At 23.6% G+C, this 20,447-nt stretch carries 18 protein-coding genes, 3 tRNA genes and 1 pseudogene; 8 read left to right on the top strand and 14 right to left on the bottom strand.

What is annotated here, in order from left to right; all coding sequences use genetic code 11:
- Positions 1–42 precede the first annotated feature (42 nt).
- A complete protein-coding gene (gene rpmF, locus U0T59_01610; GenBank protein ID XBC43133.1) occupies positions 43–207 on the bottom strand; it encodes a 50S ribosomal protein L32 in 165 nt (54 codons plus the stop codon).
- A 201-nt stretch (positions 208–408) separates the two neighbouring features.
- Entirely contained in the window at positions 409–1,353 is a 945-nt protein-coding gene (locus U0T59_01605; protein ID XBC43132.1) for an RluA family pseudouridine synthase, read from the bottom strand.
- Between the two features lie 474 nt (positions 1,354–1,827).
- Between U0T59_01605 and U0T59_01600 the strand changes: the two are divergent.
- A pseudogene (locus U0T59_01600) lies at positions 1,828–3,109 on the top strand (Rne/Rng family ribonuclease).
- A gap of 938 nt (positions 3,110–4,047) precedes the next feature.
- On the opposite strand, the gene U0T59_01595 reads toward U0T59_01600, so the two are convergent.
- The 7 genes from U0T59_01595 to flgB all read right to left on the bottom strand — a co-directional run bounded on the left by U0T59_01595 (position 4,048) and on the right by flgB (position 9,383).
- Positions 4,048–4,365, bottom strand: coding sequence for a rod-binding protein (locus U0T59_01595; GenBank protein ID XBC43131.1), 318 nt, complete (start codon positions 4,363–4,365; stop codon positions 4,048–4,050).
- Between the two features lie 2 nt (positions 4,366–4,367).
- Positions 4,368–5,486 (bottom strand): flagellar basal body P-ring protein FlgI, encoded by a 1,119-nt coding sequence (locus tag U0T59_01590; GenBank protein ID XBC43130.1) that lies wholly within the window; start codon positions 5,484–5,486, stop codon positions 4,368–4,370.
- A 104-nt stretch (positions 5,487–5,590) separates the two neighbouring features.
- Positions 5,591–6,289, bottom strand: coding sequence for a flagellar basal body L-ring protein FlgH (locus U0T59_01585; GenBank protein ID XBC43576.1), 699 nt, complete (start codon positions 6,287–6,289; stop codon positions 5,591–5,593).
- Between the two features lie 56 nt (positions 6,290–6,345).
- Positions 6,346–7,128 carry a flagellar basal-body rod protein FlgG gene (gene flgG / locus U0T59_01580; GenBank protein XBC43129.1) on the bottom strand — a complete coding sequence of 261 codons (783 nt, stop codon included), beginning with the start codon at positions 7,126–7,128 and terminating at the stop codon, positions 6,346–6,348.
- Between the two features lie 17 nt (positions 7,129–7,145).
- A complete protein-coding gene (locus tag U0T59_01575; GenBank protein ID XBC43128.1) occupies positions 7,146–7,886 on the bottom strand; it encodes a flagellar basal body rod C-terminal domain-containing protein in 741 nt (246 codons plus the stop codon).
- Between the two features lie 678 nt (positions 7,887–8,564).
- Positions 8,565–8,975: a flagellar basal body rod protein FlgC gene (gene flgC / locus U0T59_01570; protein ID XBC43127.1), complete on the bottom strand. Its 411-nt coding sequence runs from the start codon at positions 8,973–8,975 to the stop codon at positions 8,565–8,567.
- A 3-nt stretch (positions 8,976–8,978) separates the two neighbouring features.
- Positions 8,979–9,383 (bottom strand): flagellar basal body rod protein FlgB, encoded by a 405-nt coding sequence (flgB, locus tag U0T59_01565; GenBank protein ID XBC43126.1) that lies wholly within the window; start codon positions 9,381–9,383, stop codon positions 8,979–8,981.
- A gap of 222 nt (positions 9,384–9,605) precedes the next feature.
- Here flgB and flgA point away from each other — a divergent pair, with 222 nt between their 5' ends.
- Positions 9,606–10,271, top strand: a complete 666-nt coding sequence (gene flgA / locus U0T59_01560) for a flagellar basal body P-ring formation chaperone FlgA (GenBank protein XBC43125.1) — start codon at positions 9,606–9,608, stop codon at positions 10,269–10,271.
- An 880-nt stretch (positions 10,272–11,151) separates the two neighbouring features.
- The gene (gene murJ, locus U0T59_01555; protein ID XBC43124.1) at positions 11,152–12,705 is read left to right on the top strand and encodes a murein biosynthesis integral membrane protein MurJ; all 1,554 of its coding nucleotides are present in this window, start codon (positions 11,152–11,154) and stop codon (positions 12,703–12,705) included.
- A gap of 5 nt (positions 12,706–12,710) precedes the next feature.
- On the opposite strand, the gene U0T59_01550 is transcribed toward murJ, so the two are convergent.
- Positions 12,711–12,795, bottom strand: a tRNA-Ser gene (locus U0T59_01550).
- Positions 12,796–12,960: 165 nt separating this feature from the next.
- Here U0T59_01550 and U0T59_01545 point away from each other — a divergent pair.
- Together U0T59_01545 and U0T59_01540 are read left to right on the top strand one after the other, a co-directional pair.
- A tRNA-Cys gene (locus tag U0T59_01545) sits at positions 12,961–13,031 on the top strand.
- 29 nt (positions 13,032–13,060) lie between these two features.
- A tRNA-Leu gene (locus U0T59_01540) sits at positions 13,061–13,144 on the top strand.
- A 12-nt stretch (positions 13,145–13,156) separates the two neighbouring features.
- Here the strand turns inward: U0T59_01540 and rsmC are convergent.
- Positions 13,157–14,152 carry a 16S rRNA (guanine(1207)-N(2))-methyltransferase RsmC gene (gene rsmC / locus U0T59_01535; protein ID XBC43575.1) on the bottom strand — a complete coding sequence of 332 codons (996 nt, stop codon included), beginning with the start codon at positions 14,150–14,152 and terminating at the stop codon, positions 13,157–13,159.
- A 336-nt stretch (positions 14,153–14,488) separates the two neighbouring features.
- Between rsmC and minC the strand changes: the two genes are divergently transcribed.
- From minC to minE, 3 genes are read left to right on the top strand one after another with little or no spacing between them, the layout of a single operon-like run.
- Entirely contained in the window at positions 14,489–15,181 is a 693-nt protein-coding gene (gene minC / locus U0T59_01530) for a septum site-determining protein MinC (protein XBC43123.1), read from the top strand.
- 23 nt (positions 15,182–15,204) lie between these two features.
- Entirely contained in the window at positions 15,205–16,020 is an 816-nt protein-coding gene (minD, locus tag U0T59_01525) for a septum site-determining protein MinD (protein XBC43122.1), read from the top strand.
- A 2-nt stretch (positions 16,021–16,022) separates the two neighbouring features.
- Entirely contained in the window at positions 16,023–16,274 is a 252-nt protein-coding gene (gene minE, locus U0T59_01520) for a cell division topological specificity factor MinE (GenBank protein XBC43121.1), read from the top strand.
- A gap of 131 nt (positions 16,275–16,405) precedes the next feature.
- Here the strand turns inward: minE and tsaB are convergent, their stop codons facing one another.
- The 3 genes from tsaB to htpX all read right to left on the bottom strand — a co-directional run bounded on the left by tsaB (position 16,406) and on the right by htpX (position 20,036).
- Positions 16,406–17,074 (bottom strand): tRNA (adenosine(37)-N6)-threonylcarbamoyltransferase complex dimerization subunit type 1 TsaB, encoded by a 669-nt coding sequence (gene tsaB / locus U0T59_01515; GenBank protein ID XBC43120.1) that lies wholly within the window; start codon positions 17,072–17,074, stop codon positions 16,406–16,408.
- A 112-nt stretch (positions 17,075–17,186) separates the two neighbouring features.
- Entirely contained in the window at positions 17,187–18,773 is a 1,587-nt protein-coding gene (locus U0T59_01510; protein ID XBC43119.1) for a TerC family protein, read from the bottom strand.
- Between the two features lie 384 nt (positions 18,774–19,157).
- Positions 19,158–20,036: a protease HtpX gene (gene htpX / locus U0T59_01505; protein XBC43118.1), complete on the bottom strand. Its 879-nt coding sequence runs from the start codon at positions 20,034–20,036 to the stop codon at positions 19,158–19,160.
- Positions 20,037–20,447: the final 411 nt, after the last annotated feature.

Here is a 20,447-nt window from a genome sequence, read left to right as displayed (position 1 = left end):
TTTAAACAGCACTATGTGTTGTATATATAAAACACTAACAAATTAAAATATTTTTATACCTTTGTAATATTTTTTTTTAGTAATATGATGTCTAATATGAGTTTCTCCTGATTTTTTGTCTACAGATAATACTGGGACTTTTATGTGATCATGAGATCTACGCATTCCTCTTTTAGAACGAGTCGGTTTACTTTTTTGTACTGCCATGTTGTTTCCTATTTTTTAAAAAGTGTCATATAGTTAAAATATACTGAAACTGCTAAATTATTGTTATTAAAACTTTCTGTAAAATTAAATATTTTATGGAATATTTTCTGAAAAATAAATATCTAAAAGTAATATGTATATTATAAATTGTATTTAAAAAAATCTTATAGAAATACTATAATTTTATTGGATTTAACCATTTTAAAGGTTTTTTAAAATAGTTTTAAATTCTGCATCCATAGGTGCTACTACATGAATAAATATTTTCTTTTGGGGGTGAAAAAAATTAATAGAACTAGCGTGTAATAATACTCTATGAGTAGATACGTTATTTTTAATCAAATTGTCTAAGTTGATTTTACCATATTTTCTGTCCAAAACAATTGGATGATTTACATATTGAGCGTGAACTCGGATTTGATGTGTTCTTCCAGTTATTGGAGTAATAAGCATCAAAGTGTTGTTAGTATATTGTTGTTTTATTTGAAAGTAGGTCTTTGAAAATTTTCCTAAAGTATGATTTATTTTAACAATATGATCATAATTTGATTTAGTTTTTAATAAAGGAACAGAGACATGTTTCAATTTTTTTGGCCAATTTCCATGTACCAAAGCTAAATATTTTTTTTGAATTTTGTTTTCTCGTAGTTGTTTATGTAATTCACATAATATTGAGCGTTTTTTAGCTATCATTAGTACACCAGATGTTCCTCTATCTAATCTATGGACTAAATCAAGATATGAGTTTTCATCACGCAATGTTCTAAGATATTCTATAATTCCGCAGTGAATACCACTTCCGTTGTGTACTGCTATTCCAGGAGGTTTATTTAGTATTAGTAGATAATTATCTTCATATAAGATATTATTAGATAATAAAGAAAATAATTTTGCATTTACATTTGTGTTATTTTTTTTTATATCAATATCTTTCATGGGAGGAATTCTTATGAAATCTCCAATTTGCAATTTATATTTAGGTTTTACGCGTTTTCTATTAACTCTAATTTGTCCTGTTCTTAGTATTTTATAAATTGTATTTTTTGGTAATTGTTTAAACTTACTTCGTAAGAAATTATCTATTCTTTGTTCTATATTTTTTTTTGTAGTATATAAAAATGATACAGGAAGTATTTTATCTATCATTGATTATCCTATATATTATAAATAACAAATTTTTTTAAATTTTATGATAATGTTAATTAAAATAATGTTAGTTAAATAGATGAATTATAATTATAAAATTATATAATATATATTCAATATAATGAAATATAGGAATAAAGCATGTTGTTTAGTAGTTTAATATAATAACATTTATATGTTCATTATAGAATTTAATTTATAATTTTAAAATTATCATTTGTAAGCGTTAAAAATAATAAAATTTATAATAATATTCTTCGTCCATTAAGGTCAAATTACCTAGTTGTAGTAATAATATGTAACTAAAAAAAGTAATTTATATGTAATTATACAAATTACTAAAAATTTTAGTCACTATAATTGTTAAAAATAATAGTAGGTCTTTATTTTTCAATATTAAATATTTTTAACTTTATCTATATAGGGATTTAATGTATGTCCTTTCATTAATTTTAAACAAGAGAACTAGTTATAATGAAAAGAATGCTCATTAATATTACTCAAAGAGAAGAACTTCGTGTTGCTCTTATAGATGGTAAAAAATTATATAATTTAGACATTGAACACTTATGTCATAAAAAAAAAATCAAATATTTATAAAGGAACGGTAATTCGTATTGAACCTAGTTTAGAAGCTGCATTTATTGATTACGGATCGTGTAGAAATGGATTTTTACCATTTAAAGAAATTTCTAATAAATATTTTTGTATTAATAACTTCGAAAAAATTCGTTATAATAATTTTTTAAAAATAGGACAAGAGTATATTGTACAAGTTAATAAAGAAGAAAGAGGAGACAAAGGTGTTTCATTAACTACATTTATTAGTTTAGTTAGTAGTTATTTAGTGTTAATGCCTCATAATCCTCAAATCAGAGGTATATCTAGAAAAATTGAAGGAGATGATAGGACTTACTTAAAAAAATTGTTATTGTCATTAAAATGTCCCGTTGATATGGGATTAATTATTCGTACTGCTGGAATTAAAAAAAATTTAAGTGTTATACAGTTAGATTTAAACTTTCAATTAAAACGTTGGAGTAAAATTCAAAAAACCGCTCAAATTAATACGGCACCTTTTTTAATTCATCGAGAAAATGATATTATTATTCGAGCTTTACGAGATAACTTGCATCATGATGTTGATGAAATTCTTGTCGATAATCCAGTAATATTAAATTTAGTACGTCAGTGTATATCCTTATTAGGAAGATTTGATTTTAAAAATAAAGTTAAATTATACACCGGGAAAAATTCTTTATTTAATTATTATCAAATAGAATCACAAATTAATTCTGCTTTTCAACGTAAAGTAAAACTTCCTTCTGGAGGTTCAATTGTAATTGATATTGTAGAAGCATTAACTGCTATTGATATAAATTCAGCTCATTCTACTCAAGGTATAGGTATTGAAGAAACGGCTCTTAATACAAATTTAGAAGCTGTTGATGAAATTTCACGTCAACTAAGATTGCGTAATTTAGGTGGATTAATTGTAATTGATTTTATTGATATGACAATATCTAACCATCAAAGATTAGTTGAAAATAGATTACGAAATACTATTCAGCAAGATCGTGCGCGCATTCAAATTGGAGATATTTCTAAGTTTGGTTTGTTAGAAATGTCTAGACAACGTTTGAGTTCATCTATAAGAGAATCTAAATTTCATATTTGTTCTAAATGTAATAGAAATGAGGTCATTAAAGATGACAAGCATTTATCTCTTTCTGTTTTACACTTGATTAAAAAAAAATTGTTTAAAACAAAGATATAATAAAATTAAATTTTTTTGAATAATTTTTTTTGTTAATATTTTAAAAGATAAAATTATATTAATACGTTTTGACTAGGAAAACATTATTTAAATATGAAAACGTGAATGTTGTAAATGCATAAACATTAATAGAACTTTATTAACAATATAATTATTATATTAGTATAGTATTATAAAATTATTTATATTATCAATAAAAATGATGTAATAAAAAGAATTTAATGTATATATAAAACAAACGATGTTCAAAATAATTAAAACTTAATCACGGTGTGATTTTATACAAATTATATAATACATTTAACTAATTTTTTTAAATATTCATACAATAATAATATTGAATAAAATAAACTATGTTATTTCAAATATTATATTTATTCTTAATAAAATGTATAAAATTTTTTAAATATTCATGTTAATTTTGTTATTCAATATATTAACACAATGTAAAAATTGTTTATTTTAAAAAGTTATTTAGTATAGTATATAAATATATTTTAGTAATATTTATTTTAAGATAAATAAAAGAATACATTTATGTTATAAAGTTATTTAATATATTTTTATCTATATAAATATTGAAAAAATAAAAAAATATATAAAAATTTTATTAATAATAGTTGCGAGATTTTTCATATAAAAGTTTTTTAAATTGTACATTATAAATAATATTATACAATTATTTGCTTTTAATCGTTCTCCCATGAAAATAAATATATATTGTAGTTATAAGATCATGGGATGAATTTTTTTAAATTAAAAGTTTTTTAGAATGTATATCAAATATTATAAATCACGTTTTTATTTTATAGTTTATGCAATTATAAAAAATATACATTATTACTATTTTAAAACTTAAACAGTTTAAAAATACTATTTATTATTAGGTTATATTAATATTTTAGTTATATATAATATTAATTTGGAATTGTTTCATGTAATTGTTGGATTTGTTTTTCAATTATTTTTGCTAATCCCAAACCTGTTTCACTCATTTTTTGAGTAATAAATTGATCATATATATCTTCATATATATGTTCTTGATTTTTGTCAATTAGAGTATCTTTTGGACAACTGTTTCTCATACTTTTTAACATCATATAGAGAAATAGTCCTTCTATTTTTTTTGCAATTTTTACAGTACTATTGTTCTGTTTTTGTTTTAACAAAGTTAAATCATTTTTATGCTCAACATTAAAATTCAAATTGGTGAAAAAATAAAAATCGTTATTCATAATTATATAATCTCTAATTTTGCATGTAAACATCCTACGTTTTGCATAGCTTGAAGAATTGATATTAATTCAATAGGTTTTATTCCAAGAGAATTGAGTGCGCGAACTATATTATTGAGATGTGTAACTTTATTAATATATTTTATTTCATGACGATTATTATAACTATTTAAGTCATTTTTTTGATTTTTTAAGTCATCATTATCCATGTGATTAACAGGGTTATTGACATGATATTGTACATTTTTAGTTGCATTGATAATCATAGACATATTTCCATGTGCAACTGCACATGAATTTATTTTTACTTCATGATTCATAACAATATCACCAGTTTTAGTATTAATAATTATTTTTGCATTTTGAATAGGTAGGTCAACATCAATGTCTTGGATAGTAGATAACATACGTACTTGAACAGTACTGTCTTCTGGAGTATATAATTGTATCGTTCTAGAATTCAATGCAACGGCAGTATTAGGATATTTTGTATTAATTAAATCACTAATTTTTTGAACTGCAGTAAAATCTTCATTGTGAAGTTGTAATACAACAATTTGACTTTTTCCAAAATTATTATTAATTTCTCTTTCTATTATTGCTCCATCAATGATTTTTCCGCTATTATATTGGTTTTTTATGGTTGTATTAAGCACATTTTTAGGATAATAAATTTCATCTATTGAAACATTTCCTTGAGCAATAGCATATATTTTATTATCAATACTTTTTAAAGGAGTCATTAATAGCGTACCTCCTTTTAAACTTTTTGCATTACCTATAGAAGAAACGTTTACATCTATTTTTTGTCCTAAATGAATAAAACTAGGATATTTTGCAGTCACCATAACTGCTGCAATATTTTTTAGCTTCATATTTTTTTCTGAAGTAAATCCAATTCCTAATTGGGACAACATATTTTGCAGTGTATGCATAGTATATGGAATATATTGAGTATCATCTCCGGTTCCATCTAAACCTGCGATTAAACCATAACCTATAAGTTGATTATCTCTAGTTCCTTGAATTGTTGTTAAATCCCTTATTTTATCAGCATATACGCTTGAATCTATAATAACTAAAAGTATAACCATGTATTTTAATAAATATTTTTTGAACATAGAATTCCTCAATTGACTAATATCAATGATTAAATATTTTCATAACAAATATCAATAATTTACATAATTAAATACAATATTTATTTTTTTAATTATTGATCTTGTTAAAAAGATAAAATACTTAAAAATAAACGTTGAAACCAGCCAACATTGAGTCCTTTATTGATAAATCCATCACTGATATATTCAATATGAGCATTAGCTATTTGAGTGGAAATTACAGAATTATTTTTGGAAATAGTACGAGGATTAACTATTCCCGAAAAATATATTTTTTCCCCTTCTTTATTAATTGAAATTTTTTTTTCTCCTGACACTTCTAAATTTCCATTTGGTAATATTTTTTCTACCGTTACGGTAATTAATCCTACAAATTGATTGTTTGCAAACGAACTTTCTTGTCCAGTAAAATTGTTTTTAAAAAAGCTATTTAATCCAGTTTGGTTTTCATGATTATTGCTTTTTTGATCATTTCCAAATGTTATTCCAAGATTAGCGTTACCATCGTGAATTAAGTTACTAGATACATTATTACTTGCATTAAGACTTTCTTGTAAAATAACAGTAAAAGTATCTCCTATATTTCTAGGTTTATAATCTTCAAATAATGGCTCAAAATGATAATCATTAGCACTTGGTTCTTGATAATTTGAATGATTAATTGATTTTGGCCAAGTTATAGAAGAATCAGAAGATTTTAATATATTTTTATTAAAAATTGTGTTTGGATTTAAAGCACAACCATTAAGTACTGTGAGCAATATGAAGATTACATAATATCTGATTTTAAAAGTAAATAACATAGTCACAAAAATATCACCTTTAATGATCACGATTTGATAAAAATTTTTATAATGTATTATAATTGGGATAATTTTTGTAGCATTTGATCAGCTGCGGTAATTACTTTACTATTAATTTCATAAGCGCGTTGTGTTTGAATCATATTAACTAATTCTTCTGCTATATTGACATTAGAAGTTTCTACATATCCTTGATATAGTAATCCTGTACCATTTAATCCAGGTATTGTAACGATAGGATCACCTGAAGCTTCAGTTTCTTGATATAAATTTTCTCCTAAATTTGATAATCCGGAGCTATTAATAAAATTAATAAGATGCAATTGTCCTATTGGCATAGGTTGAGACTGACCTTGTAAAGTAACTGTTACTGTTCCATCTCTTCCTACCTGCATATTAACACTGTTAGATGGAAAATTAATTACTGGTTGCACAGGAAATCCACTGTTAGTTACCAATTGTCCACTTTGATCTACTTGAAAAGATCCGTCTCGTGTATAAGCAAAATCGCCATCTGGTAATTGTACTTGAAAAAATCCATTTCCATTTATAGCAATATCTTTAGAAGAATCAGTTTTAGATAAATTTCCTTGATTGTGAACTCTTTCTGTAGATACTGGTCTTACTCCTGTTCCCATTTGAAGTCCAGAAGGTAATGTTGTATCACCAGACGATTTTGATCCAGGTTGTCGTATTGTATGATAAATCAAATCTTCAAAAATTGCTCTAGAACGCTTAAATCCATTGGTACTAACATTAGCTAAGTTATTAGAAATTACGTTCATATTTATTTGTTGAGCATCTAATCCGGTCTTTGCAATCCATAAAGAAGGTATCATATACAAGATTTTCCTTTTTAGTTGTTGATATTTAGAAATTTGTTAACAAGCTGTATGTTTTCATCAAAACTAGTTAAAATTTTCATTTGCATATCAAATTTTCTAGAATCAGAAATAATATTAACCATACTTTCAGAAGGATTAACATTACTATCTTCTAGCGTTTCAGATAATATTTTTATGTGAGGATTATCTTTAATTATTTTGTTAGATTGATTATTGTTATTAATAAAGTATAATCCGCCATTTCTATGTATTAAATCTTCTATTTTAATTTTCACTAATTTTATTTTATTTAATTTTTGACTAAATTTATTTTTTCCTTTTGTTATTGTTATTGTTCCGTTTGATAATATTTTACAATTAGCATCCTTTGGTATAACTATAGGTCCATCTTTTCCTATAACTATATATCCTTGACTTGTTAATTGTCTTTTTGCATTAACTTTTAAATGTCCATTTTTAGTATAAGCTACATTATTTTTGTTAACTTTTACTACTATCCATCCATCTGGATTGATGACAGCAATATCCAAAGGTTGCATAGTATTTCGAAATGAACCTTGCGTAAGATTGTATCGTTTTTCCGATCCGTAAGGATTTTCTTTCCAATGAGCATTATCATTTAAAATAGTTCTAGAGTATAATTCTGCTTTAAATCCTGTTGTTAACATATTAGCTAAATTGTTGGCTAATATTTCTTGATTTTCTAATATTTTTTTAGCAGAAATCATAGATAAATATATTGAAAATTCCATAATTTTTTTAAAAAATGTAATGTAATATTTAATTTTGTATCAATAATTGAATTTATTCAAGATAAAAACGTTATTTATTTAAGACAGCATTAAATATTATATATATTAACTATTTACTAAGTTTTTTTATAAACAATTATAATAATGACACATGATTCATATAACATTAATTATTTATTAGAACTACATTGAATCAATTTATGTTTAATATATTTATACTAATTTTTTTTTAATATTATTTTAGATAGTATTTTAAATATAATAATATTATTGATTTATGTACTTGGATAGTAATATATATTATTTTTAAAAAAAGTAACATATTTATTGCATAATTAATATAAATTTATGTAGTTTTATACTTTCAAAAACAATTATATCGTTAAAATAATCTTTATGTTATGAAAAAGTATTAATAAAATTTTTTCATGTATTATTTTTGATTTTAAATTAATTTTTTTATTAGTCTTAAAAGTATCTATTGTATTGATTGTTTTGGTTAAATTAAAAAATATATTGAATACTAATATTTAGTAAATTAATTTAATTACATTTTGTGTTTTTGTTTGGAAAAAATAGCGTTATGTTATTATACACATAACATCACGCTACTGAAATTTTGCATTTATCGTGAATTTTTTAAATTTTTGATAAAGTGACAATTATTTAAATTTATATTTATTGTCCAATGGTTAACGTTTTCATAATCATAGATTTGATTGTATTTAACACTTCTAAGTTAGCTTGGTAGTTTCTGGATGCTGAGATAGCATTAATAGTTTCGGTGACTACATTAACATTGGAAATTTCAGAAAATCCCTTAGAGTTGGCGATAGGATTATTGGGATCATATATCACTTTTAATGGTGTTGTATCGTCTATTATTTTTTCAACTTTAACTCCTCCAGATCTAACATCATTAGAATTATCAAATTTTAAAATTATTTTTTTTGCTATATATGGATGTAATTTTCCATTAGTGTTTACTAGGCTATCTATGTTAGCTAAATTGCTTGCATGCATCTGCATTTTTTGAGATTGTGCAATCATTGCAGAATTTGCAATGTCAAATATTTTTAGTAAAGACATATGTTATCCTTTTAATACATTAGTTAAATTTTTAAATTTGTTGTTTATAAAAATGATATCCATTTGATATAATAAACTATTGTTAATAAAGTTTACTTTTTCAACATCCATATTTATTTTATCTTTTTTTATAATATATTTTTTTGCTATCATTTCTTCATAGCTTTCTAATTTTTTATGCTGTGTAATAGGAATATGTTTTTTGGAAGTTAATGTTAATTGAAATTGCGGTTGTTTATCATTTTTTTTCAAGAGTTCATTTAATGCTTTTGAAAAATCGATATCTAATGGTTGATAATTTGGTGTATCGCTATTAGCGATATTAGAAGCTAATAGTTCTTGTCGATAGGAACGTAAATTTAATACGCATTTATTAAAATAAAATTCTTTATCTAGTTTATTTAACATTGTTTATCCAGTGTATTTTATTTTTCAAATATAATATTACAAAAAATATATTAATTTTTTTACTAAACTGAACTTAGATATATAAAATGTATAATACAATAATGGATGCAAAATTATTCATTTATTTTAATTTTATATATATGAATTAATATAATTATGTACATAGTATACGTGTATTTTATGAGTATGATTATTATAATAACTATTATAGTGGAAAAGTATATGATTTTTAAAATATGTATTTTATTAAATTTATTATTTTTAATAGTTTTTAAAATTCAAGCTAATAGTTTTCCAGAACATCTCGTTAATTTTTTAAAGCAAAAAAATCTTGCATATGCTGATAGTATGAGTATTATTTTATATAACGATATTTCTTCTAAAAAATGGTTAACATGTTCTTCTCCTACGTTTATTGCTTCAAATACTCTAAAATTATTTGGATTAATGAACATTGAAGTGATATGCGAGAAAATACATCAATTCATCCAAGTAGAAGTTAAAGTTAAAGGAGAATATATAGTAGCTTCTCGAAATATTAAAAAGGGAACAAGAATAGTAGATTCAGACATTTCTATAAAATATGGATATTTAGATAAAAATAAGTTTAATGCACATTTAAATAAGAAAAAAATATTGAATTTAATGAGTTTAAAAAATATTAAAAAGAACGAATTAATTACTAAAAATTTATTACGACCTATGTGGTTAATTAAAATTCATCAAAAAGTGTCAGTAACAATTAGAGACGTAGGATTTACAATTGTTTCAGAAGGATATGCAATGAATAATGCTTATAGAAATCAAAAAGTAAAAATAAAATTAGATAATGGTACAATAATATCAGGAATAGTAAATAATACAGGCGTCATTATGGTAAATAGATAAAATTTAGTTCTTACTGCATAATTTTTTTTTAACTAAAATAATTATTTTATTATAACTGTATTTTCATTTTATATTTAAATAAATAAAATGATATTTTTATTTTTTTTAAAGTAAACGAAATTAAAATTTATTGTTTAAAATGTTAAAAATATTTAAATAATTCATTTTTCTAATATTACATATATATCTATGATAGTAATAATAAGTAAAACTTTGCTAATTATTTATTTGTTTATTGCGGAAGTAATAAGATATATTAATATCTAGTAGTTGAATGGATATAATTTATATCATGTATCAATATATAGTGGTATATGATCATAGATATTGTACTATTTTATATATATTTAATGTAATTAACAGGTCTTTGGTATTTATTCTAAAATTATTTTGCGTTGTAGAACTTTTGTATAATACAATTATACTTGTTACAGAATCATTTTTTGTAAAATGTATAAATATTTTTATTAATTTGTTTTCTATTAATTAATAACATTATTCTTGTTCTGATATATTTTAAAATAGTAATAAAATTTAATTGTATTAGTGTTTTATTTCAACAAATTAGTATTATTTTTGTGCTAAAGTTCAATAAAAAATTTTTTAGTAAATATTTTAGTATTATCAAGGTTTTTTAAGATTATATCTTTTTAATAAAAATTCATTCACTATTAGAATTTCATAAAATAAATTATATTAGTTTAATCTTTTAATTACGAATATGTTCATTGTTTTACAGTAATGATCTATTTTTTAAAAACTATTTTTAGAAATTACTATAAATTTTAAATTTGAGCAGTATTCTAATGATGTAAATAATACTAAAATTAACTAATAGTTTTATTTTTTACATTATACATAATTAAAAGGTAGTATAATTGTGAATGTTTTGAAATTGTTAATATCATTAAGTTTTATTACTTTCTGTTCAAGAATATTAGGATTTATAAGAGACACATTTATTGCATATACATTTGGAGCATCAGGATTAACAGATGCTTTTTTTTTAGCTTTTAAAATTCCGAATTTGTTTCGTAGAATTTTTGCAGAAGGATTTTTTTCTCAAATATTTATACCTGTTTTATCAGAATTTAAAAATATTCATAATGTTAAATTTATAAAAGAGTTCATTTCTAATGTATTAGGTCTTATGATGCTTTTTTTAGGCATTTTTACATTTTTGGGAATATATTTTGCATCGAATATAGTTTCAATTATTGCTCCTGGTTTAAACAATAATCCTTATGAATTATATTTAACAACAAAATTACTTGAAATTGTTTTTCCTTATATATTTTTTGTTTCTTTAGGATCGTTAATTAGTTCTATTCTTAATACTTGGAACTATTTTTTTATACCTGCTTGTTCTCCTATGATATTAAATTTAAACATAATAGTTTTTATATTATTTTTTTCTTCATATTTTTCCGTATCTATTTTTTCTTTAGCCTGGGCAACTTTATTAGGTGGATTAATCCAAGTATTTTATCAAATTCCATTTTTAAGAAGAATTGATATGTTGGTATTTCCAAAATTAAATATTAAAAATATTGGATTACAAACAAGTTTAAAAAAAATTAGTATAATTGTTATTGGAATGTTAATTAGTCAAATTTCAGTCATTATAAATACTATTTTTTCTTCTTTTTTAGTTCCTGGATCTATATCGTGGATATATTATGCTGATAGATTAGTAGAATTTATTTCTGGAATTTTTGGAGTTTCTTTAGGAACAATTTTATTACCTTTATTATCAAATAGTAAAATTAATACCGATAAAAGAAAATATTCTAAATTATTAAATTGGGCTCTTCGAATTGGATGTTTAGTAGCTATTCCTAGTTCTATTGTTTTAGCTATTTTATCAAAAATAATAATAATCGTATTATTTCAATACGGAAGTTTTTCGATGTTTGATGTTCTTATGACTAAAAATATTTTAATTTTTTATTCAATAGGATTAATTCCATTGATTTTAACAAAAGTTTTATTATCCCAATTTTATTCAAAGAACGATTTTATTAGTCCTACAATTATTTCTATTTTGATTTTAATAATAACTCAGTTAATGAATAGTATTTTTTTACCTTATTTGCAACATAACAGTTTTGCATTATCTTCTAGTATTGCAGCTTGGATAAACTTTATTTTGTTGTGTTCAATATTATTAAAGAAAAAATTTTTTCAGTTTGAACCTGGATGGTTAATGTTTTTAGGAAAAATATTTATTGCTTCTATAGTTATGATTTTTATTTTATACTTCAATTTAGATGTTTTTTCTAACTGGAATTCAGGAACGATGTTATTTAAATTATATCAATTGATATTAATATGTTTATTATCGGGGTGTAGTTATTTAATCATGCTTTTTTTATTAGGATTTCGTTTGAGACACTTTTTATTAATTGAATTAAAAAAAATAAACTTTGAATAATATTTTGGAGGAAGAGGGATTCGAACTCTCGGATGATTTCTCATCGGCGGTTTTCAAGACCGCTGCCTTAAACCACTCGGCCATTCCTCCATAAACGACTATTACGTAATAAAACATTATATAATATATATCCAAAATTTTAAAGAAATTATTTTTATAATAAACGTAATTTTTAAAAAATAACTTATACTACTGTGTTAATTGATATTAAAGTACTTGTAATTATGAATTAATATTGATAAACTTTAAAGGTATGGCGCGTTGACAGATTGGTTATGTAGCGGATTGCAAATCCGTTTAGCCCGGTTCGATTCCGGGATGCGCCTTTATTATTTTATTCATTTATCTTTATTAAGCCCAGATGGTGAAATTGGTAAACACAAGGGATTTAAAATCCCTCGGCTATATGGCTTTGCGGGTTCGATTCCCGCTCTGGGTATTAACTTTTATTTTATTTTTTATTTTTTTGATATGCTTGATAAACTTTAAACTTAGTATTTTCTTTTAAAATATTATATTTTACAAAAGCATATTTAAAAAATTGATCGCAAGATATACTTGAATTAACTACAATTCTTATTTCACCTTGTTTTTTTAAATATCTCACTGAATCTTTGATAATCGTACTTATAAAACTTAAATTTATTTTTGAATTACAATGAAAAGAAGGATTTGACATAATAAAATTAAATTTTTTATGAATGTTTGAATAAACGTCACTAGGAAATATATCTCCTATGATATCATTGCATTCTAAAGTTAATTGACTAGATACTAATGCAGCTATATGTGTATCAACTAATGTTAATTTTACTTTACTAGATTGCTTAGCTAATGATACTGATAAAATTCCTGATCCACATCCTATATCAAGTATGTTTCCTTGTATTGATTTTGAAAATGTTGATATTAATAGTTGTGAACCTATATCAATTTTATTATAACTAAATACTCCTGGTATAGTTTTTATACAAATTTCTTTCCATGTTTGTTGGTATATAAAATTTTCAAATTTAAATTTTGGTTTGACGATGATTTTACCAGAAAAAAGATGACAATGTTTTGCAGAATCTATTTTTTCTAGATGTATCCATGTCTTCAACAATTTTTTTGCAGTTTGTATCCCACTTCTTTTTTCTCCAATTAAAAAAATGTGGTTTTTTTCAGATAAAAAGGAAAGAATACGTTTTAAATGAAATATAGCTTCAAATTTACTTGTTGGCCAAAAATATAATATAAGATTAGAATTTAAAATTATTTGTTTATCTTCTAATAAAATAAATTTTACTATATGTTTGGTTTTATTTTTTAAATAAATCCAATTATTTAACATTTGAGTATATATAGTTATTGTTTTTTCTAGTTTATTTAAATATAAATCACTATATATGTTTCCTGATATGAAAATTTTTTTTTTAGAAATAAATGTATGTTTTTTAAAAGTAATTTGTTTGTATTTGTCATGTACTTGACATTATTCTCTTTCGATAGATATTTAACTATACATTGAATTATCATGTTGAATATCACATATTTTTTGATAATATATTGTAAAATATCGTTATATAAAAAAAGACATTATATTTTATAATAACACTTTTATAAGTGACTGATATTTTTTATTTCTTTATTTTTACTATTTATTTTATTAATATAATGTCTTATATGATAATTTTATTTAATATTGAAGATGTAATAATTGTTCAAGAATATTCTAATGTTATTTAAAATTTTCTATATTAAAATATTAAAATTTTTTTCATTTGAAAAAGTGTTTGAAATAATGAAAATTTTACCACTTGAATTAAAAGGAAGTACTCTTAAAATATTAGTTCTTCATTTGAAAACTAACTCTATCGTTTTAATACGTAAAGAACTAAATAAAAAAATCCAAATATCTCCCAATTTTTTTAAAAATTTACCAATTATAATTAATGTAGAACAACTATCGAATTTAGACAATTTAGATAATATAAGAAAAGTAATTATTTCATTTGATTTGTGTATTGTAGGGATAAGTGGTTGTTACAATGATGTTTTAAAAAATATCATTGTAAAATCTGGATTACCAATTTTATCTAACAATACAATTAATGATACTCATCGATATCAATCAAGTACTGATTGCGCTCTTTCTTTCAATAAATATGAAAAAACCAAAATAATTGATTTTCCAGTTAGATCTGGTCAAAAAATTTATGCCATTAATTCTGATTTAATAGCTACTAGTAATGTAAATGCAGGAGCAGAAATAATTGCAGATGGTAATGTGCATGTTTACGGAAATATGAGAGGGAGAGTATTGGCTGGTGCTAAAGGAGATATTACATGTCAAATATTTTGTATTAGATTTTTTGCAGAACTAGTTTCTATCTCGGGAGAATATTTATTAATTGATCAATTTTTTTCGAATTTCATAGGACAAAGTGTTAGAATCTATATAAAAAATAAAAAATTAAAAATATTTAAGCTGTAATAAAAATTGTTAAGGATGCATTTATGACGCGTATTATTGTAGTAACATCAGGTAAAGGAGGCGTTGGCAAAACTACTTCTAGTGCAGCTTTAGCAACAGGTTTTGCACAAAAAGGAAAAAAAACGATAGTAATTGATTTTGATATAGGATTACGAAATTTAGATTTGATTATGGGATGTGAGCGTAGAGTAGTATATGATTTTATAAATGTAATTAATGGGGATGCAAATTTAAATCAAGCGTTAATTAAAGATAAAAGAACAGATAACTTATTTATTCTTCCAGCATCTCAAACTAGAGACAAAAATGCATTAACTACGTTGGGTATAAATAATGTTTTTAAAGAACTAATAGCAATGAATTTCGATATCATTATTTGTGATTCACCAGCAGGAATAGAGTCTGGTGCAATTTTAGCAATATATTTTGCAGATGAAGCAGTTATTACTACTAATCCTGAAATATCATCTATAAGAGATTCTGATCGTATGCTAGGGATTATTGCATCAAAATCTAAACGTTCAAAAAATATATGCAATGCTCCTATAAAAGAGCACTTATTATTAACTCGTTATGATCCAATTAGAGTTAACAAAGGAGAAATGTTAAGCATACAAGACGTTTTAGATATTCTTAAAATACCATTAATTGGAGTAATTCCTGAAGACTCTTCTGTTTTAAAAGCATCTAATCAAGGTAAACCTGTAATTTTACATACAACTTCTCATGCTGGACAAGCGTATTATGACACTGTAAATCGTTTATTAGGTGAAAATGTTCCTTTTCGATTTATTAAAGAAAAGAAAAAGAGTTTTTTGAAACGATTATTTAGGAGATAAACATGGCTTTATTAGATTTTTTTTTATCTCGAAAAAAAAATACTGCTAACATAGCAAAAGAACGATTACAAATCATTGTTGCTGAACGTAGGCAGAAAGATAATGAACCAAATTATTTGCCTGAATTAAAACAAGAAATTTTACGCGTTATTTGTAAATACATTAAAGTTGATCCTAAAATGATTTCAGTTCAATTGGATCATAAAGAAAAAGATATTTCTATATTAGAATTAAACGTTACTATTCCAGAATAAGTAGGAATAAAAACAAAACTAATTTTTTATAAAAATGTTATTTATATTTTAAATATTTATTAATCCAGAATTAAAATTCTGGATAAATAGATGTATTTTATATTGAGTTAATAGAAGTTATATAGTCTTTATTAATATATTATTTGACGATAATACATTGGAGATATTTTGTAAGAATTTTTATAATTTTGATAAATTTTATGTGATAAATATAAAGAAATGATAAATTCTGATTGAGGAAACGCAATATTAGTTACGATTAGATGTTTACAAACGTTATTTAGAAATAATTTTGAAGAATTTCCAACTATTATCCATGGTGTTTGAAAGGTAGAAATTTTTCTAATAGTCTGTTCAATAGACAGTATTATTTCTGATGTTTGTTGTGTCCAATAACATTTTTCATTTTTTACATATTGTATAACATATAATAAACTATTATTTATTTTTAATAGTACTAAAACCTTGTTGTTGTGAAACATTTTCCATGCTTGTTCTGCCATAATTAGCGTAGTGGGAAATGCAATAATTGGAATTTTTAATCCTAATGCTAAACCTTGAGCTACAGCAATAGTTGTTCTTGTTCCTATAAAATTCCCAGGTCCTTTAGAAATAAGTATAATATCTATTTCATTCAAAGTAATATAATTTTCTATTAATAGTTGTTTTATCATAGGCAAAATATATTTAGTTTGATTTTTATTACATAATTTATTTTTTCTATAAATATTATTTTTATGTAGCAAAGCAACAGAACAATTGGAAATTGAAGAATCAAAAGCTAAAATAGTATTATACATATGAATTTTATCTTTTTAAGATGTATTAAATATTTTGTATTAATGAATATATCAAAAAATAAATAAAATGTTTATATTGTATTATTTTAATTGTATTAGTTGAGTAATAACACTAATTATTTTTTTGATGATGGGATGTGTTATCTTTAGTAATTCGCACTAAATTAATTCGATATTGTGTTGCTTCTACGATATAAAAACGCAAAGGAGGAATATGAATAGTTTCTCCTGGTAAAGGTAATTGTCCTTTTTGAGAAATTAATAATCCAGCTAATGAAGCATAACTATTTTCTTGTTTAATTAAATTTGTAGTATTTAAATATTGCTGTAAAGAATGCAAATCTGTTCCACCTTTTACTAACCAACTGTCTTTTTCAACAATGATATCAGGTGTTTCATCTGCATCAGGAAATTCACCAGCAATAGCTTCTAAAACATCTAATGGAGTCACTAGTCCTTGTACCACACCAAATTCGTTAGTAACAATGACCAAACTTCCTTTAGCACGTCTTAATACTCCCATTAAATTAATTGGATCGATCGTATCTGGTATAATTATTGGTGGAATAGTAGAAGAAAATTTTACTACATCTGTTTTATTTTCTATTTCTACTAATAGTTCTTTAGCACGCGCGATCCCTATAACTTCATCTAATGTTCCTTTACAAATAGGAAATAAACTATGAGGAGTGTCTAATAATTGAGTACGAATACTAGATATTGATTTTTCTACGTTAACCCAAGAAATTTCGCTCCTAGGAGTCATGATACTTTTAATAGATCTGGCAGCTAATGTTAATACACTATTGATCATATACTTTTCTTCTTCCTTAAATTCTCCAGTATCTGCGCATGATGTATTTATAATTTTTTTTTCTGTATTACTAATAGAGGAGGTTATTATACTAGTATTTTTAGATTGATCTCGAATCATTAATCTCAATATAGCTTCTGCAGCTCTTTGTCTCATCGGTCTTCGAGATTGATGTCGAATAAAGTTTCGACGCGCAATTTGGTTAAATAGTTCTATAATAATAGAGAAACTAATAGCAGAATATAAATATCCTTTTGGTATAAAAAATCCTAATGCTTCTGATACTAACCCGAATCCTATCATGAGTAAAAAACTTAAACATAGAACCACTACCGTTTGATGTGAATTAATAAAATTTATTAAAGGTTTAGAAGCTAATAACATCAAAGTCATAGCTATGATTACTGCAGTCATCATAATTGGTAAATTATTTACCATTCCTACGGCAGTAATAATAGAATCTAAAGAAAATACAGCATCTAAGATAACAATTTGAATTACTATGGTCCAAAAACTAGCATAATTTTTGTTATCATCATCTTGACGTATATCATTATCCAATCTTTCATGTAATTCTATAGTTGCTTTAAATAGTAAAAATAAACCACCAATTAATAATATTAGATCTCGTCCCGAAAGAGAAAAATATTTATTACTAATGATGATTGATGTTAAAGTTGCCATCCATGACATAAATGAAAGAAGACTTAATCTCATTAAAAGCGCTAAACTCAATCCAATTAAACGAGCTTTATCTTGTTTGCATGGGGGTAACTTTTTAGAAAGAATTGCAATAAATACTAAATTATCGATACCTAATACTACTTCTAGTATGACAAGTGTTAATAGACCTGCCCAGCTTGACGGATCTAAAAAAAGTTCCATTAGAAACTCCGTAAAATAATAGGACAGAATAAAATTTTTTAGTTACATATGAACGTAAAAGTTTAAAAATTGGTATTTTAGTTCTTCTTATTATCTATTTTTTATATTTATGTTAAGATACAAACAACGTTTTTTAAAATAAAGGCCTTATGAAATGTACATAGGCCTTCATTAGAATTTTAAGGTAATAAAAGTCACATTGAGACAAATTTTTTAATTTTACATACATCGTGTATTAATAATTAATTTTTTATTTTTTCGTTTGATTCTTATAATTTTATAAAAAAGTAATATCAAAATATTATTTTTTAAATAATAAATGTTATATCTTTTATTTATTAAACCATATGTTTTATATATTATTGCAATTAGTTGATCAGTTTTTTACATATATTCTCTATTATATAGAGCGTTAATTCGTTTTTCTAATGATGGATGAGACATAAATAAATTTAAGAAACGTTTAGATTTTCCATTAATACAAAATGCAATCATACTATTAGATGCTTGAGGTTCGTAACTTAATTTTAGTTTTTCTAATGCTGCAATCATTTTATGTTTTCCTACTAGTTTTGCAGATCCTGCATCAGCATAAAATTCACGATGTCTAGAAAACCATAGAGTTATTATACTAGCAAAGATACCAAAAATTAGTTCTAAAATGGTAGAAGAAATTATATATATCCACGTATTTCCAGGAGAATTATCATTTTCGTCTTTATCTTTCGATAAAACATGTGATATCATTTGAGCTATAATTCTAGATGCAAAGATTACAAATGTATTTACTACTCCTTGCAATAAAGTCATAGTAATCATATCACCATTAGCTATATGAGTAATTTCATGAGCTAAAACAGCTTCAGCTTCATCTTTATTCATATGATCTAACAAACCAGTAGAAACAGCAATTAATGCAGAATTACGTCTTGGACCAGTAGCGAATGCATTTATATCAGCAGCGCAATATATTGCTACTTCTGGCATTCGAATACCTACTTTTTCAGATTGACGTTTAATTGTATTCATTAACCAAATTTCAAGATCACTATTTGGATTTTTTATTACTTGTCCATTAATAGATTTCAATGCAATCCATTTTGACATTAGCAATGACACAATAGAACCACTAAATCCGAATATAGTTGACATTATTAATAGTCCATATATGCTCTCCGATTTTATTCCTGTAACACTTAAAATAAAACCAAAAACACACATAACAGCTAAATTAGTTAGCAAAAAAAGAACGATACGAATCATGATTATCTTCCTAAATTTTTTATTGAAAATAAACGTTTAAGTTGTTTATATAAATAATTGATTGAATTTTTTTATCTTGTAATGATAATACTCATATTAACTTACAATTGATATTTATGTATACTTTATAAACTAGTTTTGTTTTTGAATTATTTTCAAATAATATTAGGTGCATTGTAATAATATAATTTAGAATATTTTTTAAAATTTAGTTATTGATGTCAAATATTTTATATGCACATCTGTAAAAATTTATAAAAAAGATAATATTAATTATTAGACAAAAATTATTTATATTGTATATTTTGGTTGTCAAAATATATTTTATATTATTGTGATATTTAAATTTATAGAATTTATTACCATATAATACATATTTTAAATGATACTATTACATGTTTAAGGACAGTA

It is taken from the genome of Buchnera aphidicola (Meitanaphis flavogallis) (assembly GCA_039830035.1).
In the GTDB taxonomy this organism is placed as follows: Bacteria; Pseudomonadota; Gammaproteobacteria; order Enterobacterales; family Enterobacteriaceae; genus Buchnera_B; species Buchnera_B aphidicola_AZ.
Note: the sequence above shows the minus strand (reverse complement) of the source record. Positions and strands in the feature narration are given on the sequence as shown.